Origin of the sequence: Streptomyces sp. NPDC001851, from assembly GCF_040297165.1 — a bacterium.
Taxonomy (GTDB): Bacteria; Actinomycetota; Actinomycetes; order Streptomycetales; family Streptomycetaceae; genus Streptomyces.
In genome coordinates this window covers 15,008-28,041 of sequence record NZ_JBEOYR010000041.1, presented here as the reverse complement: position 1 = coordinate 28,041, position 13,034 = coordinate 15,008, and the positions used below count along the sequence as shown (strand labels likewise).

Annotated in this window: 7 protein-coding genes; 2 read left to right on the top strand and 5 right to left on the bottom strand. The window is 68.7% G+C overall.

Going from position 1 to position 13,034, the window contains the following annotated elements; all coding sequences use genetic code 11:
* Nucleotides 1-22: 22 nt before the first annotated feature.
* From ABT171_RS38480 to ngcE, 5 genes are all read right to left on the bottom strand, one after another.
* A complete protein-coding gene (locus ABT171_RS38480) occupies nucleotides 23-1,123 on the bottom strand; it encodes a sugar ABC transporter substrate-binding protein (protein ID WP_351251191.1) in 1,101 nt (366 codons plus the stop codon).
* Between the two features lie 133 nt (nucleotides 1,124-1,256).
* Nucleotides 1,257-2,468, bottom strand: a complete 1,212-nt coding sequence (locus ABT171_RS38475; RefSeq protein WP_351251139.1) for an ROK family transcriptional regulator — start codon at nucleotides 2,466-2,468, stop codon at nucleotides 1,257-1,259.
* A 206-nt stretch (nucleotides 2,469-2,674) separates the two neighbouring features.
* On the bottom strand, nucleotides 2,675-3,598 hold the full coding sequence (locus ABT171_RS38470; RefSeq protein ID WP_351251137.1) for a carbohydrate ABC transporter permease: 924 nt from the start codon (nucleotides 3,596-3,598) through the stop codon (nucleotides 2,675-2,677).
* Nucleotides 3,599-3,603: 5 nt separating this feature from the next.
* Entirely contained in the window at nucleotides 3,604-4,530 is a 927-nt protein-coding gene (locus ABT171_RS38465) for a carbohydrate ABC transporter permease (RefSeq protein ID WP_351251135.1), read from the bottom strand.
* Between the two features lie 30 nt (nucleotides 4,531-4,560).
* Nucleotides 4,561-6,006, bottom strand: coding sequence for an N-acetylglucosamine/diacetylchitobiose ABC transporter substrate-binding protein (ngcE, locus tag ABT171_RS38460; protein WP_351251133.1), 1,446 nt, complete (start codon nucleotides 6,004-6,006; stop codon nucleotides 4,561-4,563).
* Nucleotides 6,007-6,358: 352 nt separating this feature from the next.
* On the opposite strand from ngcE, the gene ABT171_RS38455 reads away from it, so the two are divergent.
* Together ABT171_RS38455 and ABT171_RS38450 are read left to right on the top strand one after the other, a co-directional pair.
* A complete protein-coding gene (locus ABT171_RS38455; RefSeq protein WP_351251131.1) occupies nucleotides 6,359-10,162 on the top strand; it encodes a GH92 family glycosyl hydrolase in 3,804 nt (1,267 codons plus the stop codon).
* A gap of 158 nt (nucleotides 10,163-10,320) precedes the next feature.
* Nucleotides 10,321-12,984, top strand: a complete 2,664-nt coding sequence (locus tag ABT171_RS38450) for a SpoIIE family protein phosphatase (protein WP_351251129.1) — start codon at nucleotides 10,321-10,323, stop codon at nucleotides 12,982-12,984.
* The last annotated feature ends 50 nt before the right edge of the window (nucleotides 12,985-13,034 follow it).

Here is a 13,034-nt window from a genome sequence, read left to right as displayed (position 1 = left end):
GCGGGAAGGGACTTGACGCCGCTTACTTGAGGCCGAGCTTGTCGCAGGCCGCCTTGTAGTCGGCGGTGCAGATGTCGCTGACGGTGTAGATGCCGTCCTTGATCACGGTGTCCTTGATGTTGTCCTTGGTCAGCGAGGTGACCGGGACGAGCACCGAGGGGACGTTCTTCTGGGAGGTGCTGGAGACCTTGTCCTTGGCGATGGAGTCCAGCGGCTTGCCCTGGGCGAGCGCGACGGCCATCTCGGCGGCGGCGTCGGCCTCGGGGGCGTACGGCTTGTAGACGCTCATGTACTGGGTACCGGCGACGATGCGCTGCACACCGGCGAGCTCGGCGTCCTGGCCGGTGACCGGGACGTTGATGCCCGCGGCGTGGAGGGCGGTGATGATACCGCCGGCCATGCCGTCGTTGGCGGAGTAGACGCCCGCGATCTTGTCCTTGCCGACCGCGGAGATCGCCGCCTCCATTTCGGAGTTGGCGTTGTCCGGCGACCACTCCTTGGTGTCGTACTCCTTGGCGATGGTCACCTTGCCGTTGAGGACCTTGTGGGCGCCCGCCTTGAACTGGGCGGCGTTCGGGTCGGTGACCGAGCCGTTGACCATGACGATCTTGGAGGACTTGTCGGCCTTGCCGCCCAGCGCCTTCAGCAGGGCCTGGCCCTGGGTCTCGCCGACCTTCTCGTTGTCGAAGGAGGTGTAGGCGCTGATCGGGCCCTCGGCGAGGCGGTCGTAGGCGACGACCTTGATGCCGGCGTCCACGGCCTTCTGCACGGAGTTCTGGATGGCCTTGGCGTCCACCGCGTCCACGATCAGGACGTCCACCTTGTTGGTGACCATGGTGTCGACCTGCTGGGCCTGCAGGTTCGCGTCCTGGTGGGCGTTGTTGTACGAGATGGTGGCCTTGCCGTTCGTCAGCTCCTTGATCTTCTTCTCGATCAGCGGCTTGTCGAACTTCTCGTACCGGGCGGTCTTGTTCTCCGGAAGCAGGAGACCGACCTTGATGTCGTCGCCCTTCTTCGGCGACGTGGAGGAAGAGCTGCCGCCCTTGGCCTCCTTGGCACTGCCACAGGCGGCCAGCGAGACCGCCATGGCCCCGGCGGCTACGGCAACGGCGGCACGACGCATACGTGCGTTCACTTCAGAAACCTCCCTGACGAGGCCGCGTCGTTGCGGCCGAGGTGGCTGGAAGTCAACTCGGCCACACGTGCGACGTCAAGAAGTAAATCCTTAACGAGATGGCAACGGTGCCATCCGTTCTCTAAGTGAAGGCGGGGGCCACAGTGGGCAGCCCACCGGCGACAGACCCGTCCAAGAGCGTCGAATCGCCCATCTCGCTGAGGGCGAGGGCGAGCGCTCCGAGCACCTCGGCACGACCACCAAGTGCCCCTGGGAGAACGGACAGTTGACGCGCCGCGCTGGGGATGGCGTAGCGGCCGACGGACTCCCTGATCGGCCCGAGCACCAGCTCACCGGCCTCGGCGAGATCACCGCCGAGGACCACCCGGCTCGGGTTCAGAAGATTGCAGAGATTGGCCACTCCACTGCCGATGTGGCGGCCGACGTCGGCGATCACCCGACGGCAGCCCGGGTCACCGTCCCTGGCCAGCCGTACGACGCCTTCCATGGTCAGGTCGGGGCCGTGGCCGGGCTGGAGCAGCGGCAGCACATAGCGTGCGGCAGCGAAGGTCTCCAGGCAGCCGCGGTTTCCGCAACGGCAGACCGGGCCGGATTCATCGAGTGTAATATGTCCGATTTCACCGGCCGTGCCGCCCGGGCCGCGGTAGATCTTCCCGTCGATCACCAGACCGGCGCCGACACCGCTCGCGACCTTGATGTACGCGAGGTCCCGGACGCCCTTGCCGGCGCCCCAGACCAGCTCGCCGAGGGCGCCGAGGTTGGCGTCGTTGTCCACGTGCACCGGCACGCCGAGCCGCTCGCGCAGCTCCTCGGCGGGCTTGGTGCCGCCCCAGCCCGGCAGGATCGCGGTGGACCCCAGCGTGCCCGACTCCACGTCGATCGGACCCGGCACGCCGAGCCCCACGCCGGCCACCTTGGACCGGTTCACGCCGGTGGCCGCGATCAGGCGGCTGACCAGCTCTTCCGCCCGGTCGAAGCCCTGCGCGGCGGAGGCGTCGACGTCCAGCGGCTCGGCCTCCTCGGCCAGTACCTGATGGGCGAGGTTGCCGATCGCGACGCGCAGATGGGTGTGCCCGAAGTCGACCCCGATCACAATCCCGGCGTCCCCGCTGAGACTGACGCTGCGCGCCCTGCGCCCGCCCGCCGAGGTGGGCGTGACCTCGACGGTTCCTCCGTCCTTCAGCTCCCGCACGATGTTGGAGACGGTCGCGGCGGACAGACCGGTCGTCCGCGCGATCTCCGCCTGCGTGAGGGATCCGGCCAGGCGCACGGCCCGTACGACCCGCTCCAGGTTGGCTCGGTGCAGCGACGACTGCGACCCTGGAGTCTCCACGACGACCTCCTGAGCGCGGGGCCGCTTCGGCGAGGCCCCGCGTATGTCCAACTAGTGAACTCTAAGCTGAGCCGTTCGGGGCGACTCACGTCAAGAGGTTGAACCGTTTCCGGGTACCCGGTACAAGCGCGGGCACGCCGCCCCGGACACCGGGACGGCGTGCGCACGGACGGAGGCGGGGCGTCACCCCCGGCGGGGCCGCGGCGCTACTTCAGCGCCCCCGCGGTCAGGCCCTGGACGACCTGGCGCTGGAAGACGATGTACGCCCCCAGCACCGGCAGCATGGCCATCACGAGGCCGGCGAAGAGGCCCGACCAGTCACCCTTGTAGCCCTGGCTGACGGCCAGCTGGACCAGGCCCTGGGTGAGGACCCTTTTGTCCGGATCGGTGTTCAGGACCGTGGGCAGCATGTACTGGTTCCACTGGCCCAGGAAGTTGAAGATGCCCACGCTGATCAGGCCCGGCTTGGCCATGGGCAGCATGATCTGGAAGAACGTACGCGTGTGCGAAGCGCCGTCCACGAAGGCCGCCTCCGCCACCGAGGTGGGCAGGGTGCGGAAGAAGGCCGTGAGGAAGAAGACCGTGAATGGCAGCGAGTACGCGATGTAGACCAGGATCAGGCCGTGGATCGTGTTCAGCAGGCCCATGTTGTTCACGACGTAGAACAGCGGGACCAGCGCGAGCATGATCGGGAAGCTCATGCCGCCGATGAACAGGTAGTAGATGAACCGGTTGCCCGGGAAGTCGAAGCGGGCGAGGACATAGGCCGCCATGGAGCCGAGCACCAGGGTGCCGATGAGCGAGCCGCCGACCACCAGGACGGTGTTCAGGAAGTAGTCGCTCATGTTGGCCTGGGTCCAGGCCCGCGACCAGTTGTCGAAGTGCAGCCTGTCCGGCAGCGACCAGGGTGAGCCGAAGATCGAGCTGTCGTCCTTGAAGGACGTCATCACCGCCCACAGCAGCGGCATGACCACCATGACCGCCCAGATCACCAGCACGCCGTGGGAGAAGACGTTGAGGACACCGCCCTCCCTCTTCCGCCGTGCGGGCCGCGCGGCCGGTGCGTCGGTCTTGGAGACGGTGGCGCCCGACTCGGCCGGCAGCGGGGCGGGGGTCTCGGTCGTCTTCATCGCTTCTAGAACTCCAGCCGCTCGCGACGGCCCAGCCGCATCACGACCGCCGCGAAGGCGAGCGTGACCACGAGCAGGGCGACGCCGATGGTGGTGGCGTAGGCGGCCTGACCGTCCCGGAACGCCTTCTGGTACACGTACAGGACCATCACCGTGGTCGAGTAGTCGGGCCCGCCCGGTCCGGTCGTCATGATCTGTACGACCGCGAACGACTCGGCGCCGAGCGCGAGGATGCCCATGTAGACCCAGCCGGACTGCACGGTGTCCCACAGCAGCGGCAGGGTGATGCGGAAGAAGGTGGTGAAGCGGCTCGCGCCGTCCAGCAGCGCCGCCTCGTACAGCTCGGCCGGGATGGAGGCCATGCCCGCCGAGAACAGGACCACGAAGAAGCCGACCGTGGACCACACCAGCACCGCCATCACGCACCACAGCGCGAGGTCCGGGTCGCCCAGCCACAGGGGCTGCACGTGATCGAGGCCGATCCCGCGCAGGAGTGAGTTGATCGCGCCGCTGTCCGGGTTGTACGCGAACTGGAACAGCAGCGCGACGATCGCGATCGACAGCACCTGCGGGAAGAAGTAGACGATCTTGTAGATGGACGAGCCCCGGACCCCCGAGATCACGGGGCCGCCCCTTCTGCGGCGTCCGCCCACATTGATCATGAAGGCGAAGAACAGCGCCAGGCTGATCGTCACCAGCGGCAGCACCAGGGCGAACAGCAGACTGTGCTGCAACGACTTCCAGAAGATGTCGTCGTCGAGCATCCTCCGGTAATTGTCGAAGCCGACCATCTTGAATTCGGGGCTCAGGCCGGTCCAGTCCGTGAACGAGTAATAGATGGACTGGATGAACGGCCACACCACGAAGAGCGCGTACAGTCCCAGGGGCAGAACCAGAAACCCCACGATGAACCGGTACTTGCCGTGCTGCATCGCCACTCCGGTGCGTTGGAAGGGTGCTGGTTACTGGTGCTTGTAGTGCTTGATGGAGGTGTCCTTGGCCGCCTCGTCGGCGAATGACTGGATCTTCTTGATGGCCTCGGCCGGGGTGAGCCGGCCGGCCATCATCTCGCCGAGCCCGGCGACACCGATCTTCTCCTTCTGCAGCTGCACGTACCAGTCCTGCAGCCGCGGATTCACCACGTTGGATCCGGCCAGCTTGAGCGCCGCCACACCCGACTTCAGGCCCGGAGTGAGGGTGATGCCGGTGGTGCCGCCGTTGTAGGCGGTCAGCGACTTCACCTTGGCCGTGAAGTTCTTCGAGGACGCCTCGGAGAGCATGATGCGCAGCTGCTCCATGCCGCCCTCGGCGTTCGCGGCCTTGGCCGGCACGACGAAGGGCTCACCGCCGGAGGCCCAGATGGTGCCGAACGGCAGCTTGTCGGAGCTGTCGATGCCGGAGGGCGCCGAGACGGCGAGGCCGAAGTCGGCCGGGATGACGTTGGCCGACTCGTTCTCCACCCAGGAGCCGTTCGGGAGGAACAGCGCCTTGCCCTTGGCCCAGGCGGTCTGCGACTGGATGTGGTCCAGGCCCGGGGTGCCCTGGAGGATGTACCCCTTCTTGTACAGCTCGTAGTACGCCTCGAAGCAGGCCTTGACGGCCGGGTGCTTCCAGGCGTTCGGCTCCAGGTTGTCGATGGCGTCGAGCACCTCACGCCCGCCGACCTTGCCGATCATCGGGTAGAGCGAGAAGGGGATGTAGTAGGGGTACTTGCCCGCGTACGTCCAGCCCGCCATGCCCTTCTTCTTGGCCTTCTCGCAGACCTTGAGCATCTCGTCCCAGGTCTCGGGGTACTTCTCGTCGAGCGAGTCCAGGGCCTTCTGCGAGTACCAGACGCCGTACACCGTGTAGGCGTAGTAGAGGATCCACACCGGCTTGCCGTCGAACTGGCCCATCTCCACGATGCCGGGGCGCAGCGTGTCGCGGACCTTCTTGCCCGGGTCGTCGTACGACGGCGCGTCCAGCAGCGGGGTGAGGTCGGCCAGCTGGTTCTTGCCGACCAGGACACCCATGTCCATCTGCTCGGCGCCGGAGTTGTCGATGAGGTCCGGCGGGTTGCCCTGGTTGAAGCGGGGCTGCAGGGTCGACTGGATCTTCTGGGTGGCGGAGAACTTCACCGTGGCCTTGGGGAAGTCCTTCTCGTAGATCTTCACCGCGTCCTGGGCGTACTCCTTGCCGAAGCCGCCGTCGAAGAGGACGAATTCCATCGTGGCGGTCTCGTTGACCCCGAGCGGGTTCTTGGCGGTCTTCTTCCCCGCCTTGTCCTTCTTCTGGCCGCCCCCGCCGCTACTCGCGCAGGCCGACAGCAGGCCCATGCCCGGGGCCGCGGCCAGACCGAGCGCGGCGGACCGCTTGATCAGATCCCGCCGGCCGACACCTTCGGCACCGTGGTGAGAGGTGGATCCCATGCTCAAGTCCTCGCCTTCTCCAGGACTCAGGCGGTGAACCGGAACCTCCCCGGCACCGCGGTCGGGTAGTGCTGGGTCGTGCAGGGGTCGTGCTGGAAACGCCGACAGGTATAGTCCACTTCCGGTCGGCTGAGCAAGATCGAATGCAGGGTTCGCGATGGGTCTTTTCCGAGTTGAGACCTCACGGACATATGAGCGACCTGTGCGCGCCCGAGGGAAAAGCCCGCGACACAAGTCCCTGAATGCCACACCCAACGCCCTTGACAGCACGGGCCACTTGACGCCCTACTGGTTCCTGCGTCCCGAAGCTTGACAACGTTGTCCGGAGGGGGCGCAGGAGGGGAATCCGTAGATGCAGCGGAGAACTCGGCACAGATGCGGTCCGGCGGTCGTCCTCACGGCCGCCTTTGTCATGGCCGTCGGCGCACAGGGCGCGGCGGTCGCCCTGCCCGCACCGGGGGCTCCGGCCGACCACGAGTTCGCATCCTCGTTCGAGGCGGGCGATCCGGCACCGGACTGGCTGAACACCGTGGACACCGGGCCGGACGGCACCCGGCGCGCCTCCGGTGTCGACGGCGGCTACAGCACTGGCATTCCGGGCAACGTCACCGACCATGTCACCGATGTCCGGGCGAGCGGCGAGAACACGGGCGCCGGCGAGGTGAAGGAGAACCTGGTCGACGGCGAGCCCGGCACCAAGTGGCTGACCTTCGAGCCCACCGGCTGGGCCGAGTTCGACCTGGACAAGCCCATCAGACTGGTGACCTACGCGCTGACCTCGGCCAACGACTACGCCGAGCGCGACCCGAAGGACTGGACGCTGTTCGGCTCCACCGACGGCAAGGACTGGAAGACCCTCGACACCCGGTCGGGCGAGAGTTTCTCCGAGCGCTTCCAGACCAGGTCCTACGACCTGGCCGAACCCGCCGCGTACCAGCACTTCCGGCTGGAGGTCACGCAGAACAACGGTGCCTCGGACATCCTGCAGCTCGCCGACGTCCAGTTCTCCACCGGCGGCGGGGGCGACCCGGTGCCGCAGGACATGCTGACCCTGGTCGACAAGGGCCCGACCGGCTCCCCGACGGCCAAGGCGCGGGCGGGGTTCACCGGAACGAGGGCACTGCGCTACGCCGGCCGGCACACCGCGGAAGGCCGGGCGTACTCGTACAACAAGGTCTTCGACGTGAACGTGAAGGTCGCCGGCGACACCCAGCTGTCGTACCGCATCTTCCCGCAGATGGCCGACGGCGACCGGGACTACGACGCCACGAACGTCTCCGTCGACCTGGCCTTCACGGACGGCACCTATCTGAGTGACCTGGGCGCGCTGGACCAGCACGGCTTCCCGCTGTCCCCGCGCGGGCAGGGCAGGTCGAAGTCGCTGTACGCCAACCAGTGGAACGACGTGGTGTCCCGGATCGGCTCGGTGGCGGCCGGCAGGACGGTCGACCGGATCCTGGTCGGGTACGACTCCCCCGCCGGGCCGGCGAAGTTCCGCGGCTGGATCGACGACGTGGCGCTGAAGGCCGTACCGCCGGAGAAGCCGAAGGCGCATCTGTCGGACTACGCGCTCACCACGCGCGGCACCAACTCCAGCGGCAGCTTCTCGCGCGGCAACAACTTCCCCGCCACGGCTCTGCCGCACGGCTTCAACTTCTGGACGCCGGTGACCAACGCGTCCTCGCTGAGCTGGCTGTACGAGTACGCACGTGCGAACAACGCCGACAACCTTCCGACGATCCAGGCGTTCAGCGCGAGCCATGAGCCGAGTCCGTGGATGGGCGACCGGCAGACCTTCCAGGTGATGCCGTCGGCCGCCGCCGGCACCCCGGACACCGGCCGGACGGCACGCGAGCTGCCGTTCCGGCACGAGAACGAGACCGCGCGGCCGTACTACTACGGAGTGCGTTTCGAGAACGGTCTCCGGGCCGAGATGACCCCGACCGACCATGCGGCGGTGCTGCGCTTCACCTACCCCGGCAACGACGCGAGCGTGCTGTTCGACAACGTCACCGAGCAGGCGGGGCTGACCCTCGACAAGGAGCACGGGAGCTTCACCGGCTACTCGGACGTGAAGTCGGGGCTGTCGACCGGTGCCACCCGGTTGTTCGTGTACGGCACGTTCGACAAGCCGGTGACCGGCGGCGGATCGAGCGGGGTGAAGGGCTACCTGCGGTTCGGCGCGGGCGCGGACCACACCGTCACGCTGCGCCTGGCGACCTCGCTGATCAGCGTCGACCAGGCGAAGGACAACCTGCGCCAGGAGATCCCGGACGGCACCTCCTTCGACACGGTGAAGGAGCGGGCGCAGCGCACCTGGGACCGGCTGCTCGGCAAGGTCGAGGTGGAGGGCGCGACCCCGGACCAGCTGACCACGCTGTACTCCAGCATGTACCGGCTGTACCTGTACCCGAACTCCGGCTTCGAGAAGGCCGGGGACTCCTACCAGTACGCTTCGCCCTTCTCGCCGATGCAGAGCCAGGACACCCCGACCCACACCGGCGCCAAGATCGTCGCCGGGAAGGTGTACGTCAACAACGGATTCTGGGACACCTACCGCACCACGTGGCCGGCGTACTCCCTGCTGACCCCCTCCCAGGCGGGCGAGATGGCCGACGGGTTCGTGCAGCAGTACAAGGACGGCGGCTGGACCTCGCGCTGGTCGTCCCCCGGCTACGCCGACCTGATGACCGGCACCTCCTCGGACGTGGCGTTCGCCGACGCGTATGTGAAGGGGGTGAAGTTCGACGCGAAGGCGGCCTACGACGCGGCCCTGAAGAACGCGACCGTCGTCCCGCCGATGTCGGGCGTGGGCCGCAAGGGCATGAGCACCTCACCGTTCCTCGGCTACACCAGCACCGCCACCACCGAGGGCCTGTCCTGGGCGATGGAGGGCTACGTCAACGACTACGGCATCGCGAAGATGGGCGAGGCCCTGTACCGGAAGACCGGCGAGAGGCACTACCAGGACGAGTCCGCGTACTTCCTCAACCGCGCCCGGGACTATGTGGACCTGTTCGACACCAAGGCGGGCTTCTTCCAGGGCCGCGACGCCAAGGGGAACTGGCGGCTGGACTCCTCGAAGTACGACCCGCGCGTGTGGGGCTACGACTACACGGAGACCAACGGCTGGGGCTATGCCTTCACCGCCCCGCAGGACAGCCGGGGCCTGGCCAACCTGTACGGCGGCCGCCAGGGCCTCGCGGAGAAGCTGGACGAGTACTTCGCGACCCCGGAGACCGCCTCGCCGGACTACGTCGGGTCCTACGGCGGTGTCATCCACGAGATGGCCGAGGCACGCGACGTCCGGATGGGCATGTACGGCCACTCCAACCAGGTCGCCCACCACGTCATCTACATGTACGACGCGGCCGGCGAGCCCTGGAAGGCGCAGGCGTACGTCCGTGAGGTGCTGTCCCGGCTGTACACCGGCAGCGAGATCGGGCAGGGCTACCACGGCGACGAGGACAACGGCGAGCAGTCGGGCTGGTACCTGTTCTCGGCGCTCGGCTTCTATCCGCTGGTGATGGGCAGCGGCGAGTACTCCATCGGCTCCCCGCTGTTCACGAAGGTCACCGTGCACCTGGAGAACGGCCGTGACCTGGTCGTCAAGGCACCGCGGAACAGCGCCGAGAACGTCTACATCCAGGGGGTGACGTTCAACGGCCGTCCCTGGACGTCCACCTCGCTCCCCCACTCGCTGCTGACCGGGGGCGGGGTGCTGGAGTTCTCCATGGGCGCCAGGCCGTCGACGTGGGGCACGGGCAAGAACGCCGCTCCGGTCTCCGTCACCCAGGACGACCAGGTGCCGGTGCCCCGGGCGGACGTCCTCAAGGGGAACGGACCGCTCTTCGACAACACGTCGGCGACGGACGCGACGGTCGCCTCGGTGGACCTGCCGGTCGACGAGGCGGTACGGCCCGTCCAGTACACGCTGACCTCGTCGGCCGACCACACCAGGGCGCCGGCCGGCTGGACCCTGCAGGGCTCCGCGGACGGCACCACCTGGCAGACCCTGGACCGCCGCTCCGGCGAGAGCTTCCCCTGGGACCGCCAGACCCGGGTGTTCACCATCGCCGCGCCGGGCACGTACCCGAAGTACCGGCTCGTCCTGGACGGCGCCTCGACGCTGGCGGAGGTGGAGCTGCTGGCCTGACGCGAGCGCGATACGGGTGGGGCCTCTGTGACCAGATGCCGGCCCTGTGACCTGCGAGGAGACGAAATGTGGCGTCCATCTCATGGACCGGCGTAGTCAACACCCGCGACGGGTGCTAGAAATGCCACATGTCGGACCCTTCCGCCCGATTCGGGCGCATGACATGGCGTTCCAAGGTCCGCCGGAGCCCGCGCAGCGTTGCCGGACAGGTCTTCCTGCTCCAGATCGCGCTGGTGGTGCTGCTCGTGCTCTGCGGCGTCCTCGCCCTCGTCATGCAGTCGGAACGCGACACCGGTATGGAGGCCCGGCGCCGTTCCATAGCCGTGGCGCAGACCTTCGCCCACTCTCCCGGCATCCTCCAGGCGCTGCGCGCCCCGGACCCGTCGAAGGTGCTGCAGCCGCTCACCGAGGCGGGGCGCAAGGCCGCGGGCGTCGACTTCATCGTGGTGATGAACACCAAGGGCATCCGCTACACCCACCCCATCCCCAGCAAGATCGGTCACCGGTTCGTGGGCCGGATCGGACCCTCGCTGGCCGGGAAGGTCTACACGGAGAGCGTCCACGGCCCGCTCGGCCACGAGGTGCAGGCCACCGTTCCCGTCGACGACGCCCATGGCAGGGTCACGGCCCTGGTCTCCGCCGGGCTGAAGGTGAAGCGGGTGACCAGCGCGGTGGACCGGCAGCTGCCGATCATCCTGGCCGCCGGGGCGGGCGCGCTGGTGGTCACGACCGGCGGTACGGCGCTGGTGGGCCGGCGGCTGCGGCGGCAGACGCACAGCCTGGCACCGGACGAGATGACCCGTATGTACGAGCACCACGACACGGTGCTGCACTCGGTGCGGGAGGGCGTGCTCATCGTCGATGCCGAGCGGCGGATCCTGCTCGCCAACGACGAGGCCCGGCGGCTGCTGGAGCTGCCCCCCGACGCCGAGGGGCGCACCGTGCGGGAGCTGCCGGGACTCGATCCCGCGATGACGGAGCTGCTGGTCTCCGGGCGTGAGGCCGGCGACGAGGTGCACTTCGCCGGGGGCCGGCTGCTGGCGGTCAACCAGCGGCCCACCGACCGCGCGGGATGCCCCGAGGGCACCGTGGTGACGCTGCGCGACTCCACCGAACTGCAGGCGGTGTCCGGCAGGGCGGAGGTCGCCCGGGAACGCCTGGAGCTGCTGTACGACGCGGGGCTGGGCATCGGCACCAGCCTTGACGTGGTCCGCACGGCCGACGAGCTGGTGCGGGTCGCCGTGCCCCGCTTCGCCGACTTCGTCACCGTGGACGTGGCCGACGCCGTGCTGCACGGTGAGGAGCCGGGGCCCACGGCGACGGACATGCGGCGCGTGGCCGTGGGCGGCATCCGGGACGACCACCCGCTCTACGAGAAGGGCCGGCTGATCGACTTCCTGCCCTCCACCCCGCAGGCGCGCGGCTACGACGCCGGCCGCTCCGAGCTGGTGACCGACCTGTCGGCCGCGCGGGACTGGCAGGAGCAGGACCCGGAGCGGGCCCGGCAGATCGTGGACTTCGGCATCCACTCGCTGGTCACCGCCCCCATCCAGGCCCGCGGTGTCGTGCTCGGCATGGTCAACTTCTGGCGGTCCAAGCGGGAGCCCTTCGACGCGGAGGAGCTGTCGCTGGCGGAGGAGCTGGTGGCCCGGGCGGCGGTCAGCATCGACAACGCCCGCCGGTACACCCGTGAGCACGCCCTCGCGGTCACCCTCCAGCGCAGTCTGCTGCCGCGCACGCTGCCCGAGCAGAGCGCCCTCGACGTGGGCTACCGCTATCTGCCCGCCCAGTCGGGGGTGAGCGGGGACTGGTTCGACGTGATCCCGCTGCCGGGCAGCCGGGTGGCGCTGGCCGTCGGCGACGTGGTGGGGCACGGGCTGCACGCCGCCGCCACGATGGGGCGGCTGCGGACCGCGGTGCACAACTTCTCCACGCTCGACCTGCCGCCCGACGAGCTGCTCAGTCATCTGGACGATCTGGTCGGCCGGATCGACCAGCACGAGGCCTGCCCGGAGAGGTCCGGGGAGATCGTGGGCGCCACCTGCCTGTACGCGATCTACGACCCGGTGACGCGCCGCTGTGCCATGGCCCGCGCCGGGCATCTGGTGCCGGCGCTGGTCCACCCCAACGGCGGTGTCACCTTCCCCGAGGTGCCGGCCGGGCCGCCGCTGGGCCTGGGCGGCATGCCGTTCCAGACGGCCGAGCTGGAGCTTCCCGAGGGCAGCCAGCTGGTGCTGTACACCGACGGGCTCATCGAGGACCGTACGCGGGATCTGGATGTGGGCATGGAGCTGCTGCGCCGGGCGCTGGCGGGTCATCCCGACCGGGCGCCGGAGGAGAGCTGCCAGGCGGTGCTGGACGCGCTGCTGCCCGAGCGGCCGGTGGACGACGTGGCCCTGCTGATCGCGCGCACCCGGGTGCTGCCGGCCGGGAACGTCGCCGACTGGGACGTGCCGCGCGACCCGGCGGCCGTGTCGGGCATGCGTGCCGCGGTCTCCGCGCAGCTCGACGCCTGGGGTCTGTCGGATCTGGGCTTCGGCATGGAGCTGGTGCTGAGCGAGCTGATCACCAACGCCATCCGCTATGGCTCCGATCCGATCCATGTGCGGCTGATCCACGACCGCAGGCTGATCTGCGAGGTGGCCGACGCCAGCAGCACCTCACCGCATCTGCGGTACGCGGCGACGACGGACGAGGGCGGCCGAGGTCTCTTCCTGGTCTCGCAGCTGGCCGAGCGCTGGGGTACCCGCTACACGGACCAGGGCAAGGTGATCTGGGCCGAACTGGCGGTGCCGGACCTCGGCGAACTCCTGGGCGACTGAGCGGACGGCGAAGGGCCGCGTCCCCGGACACCGGGGACGCGGCCCTGAAC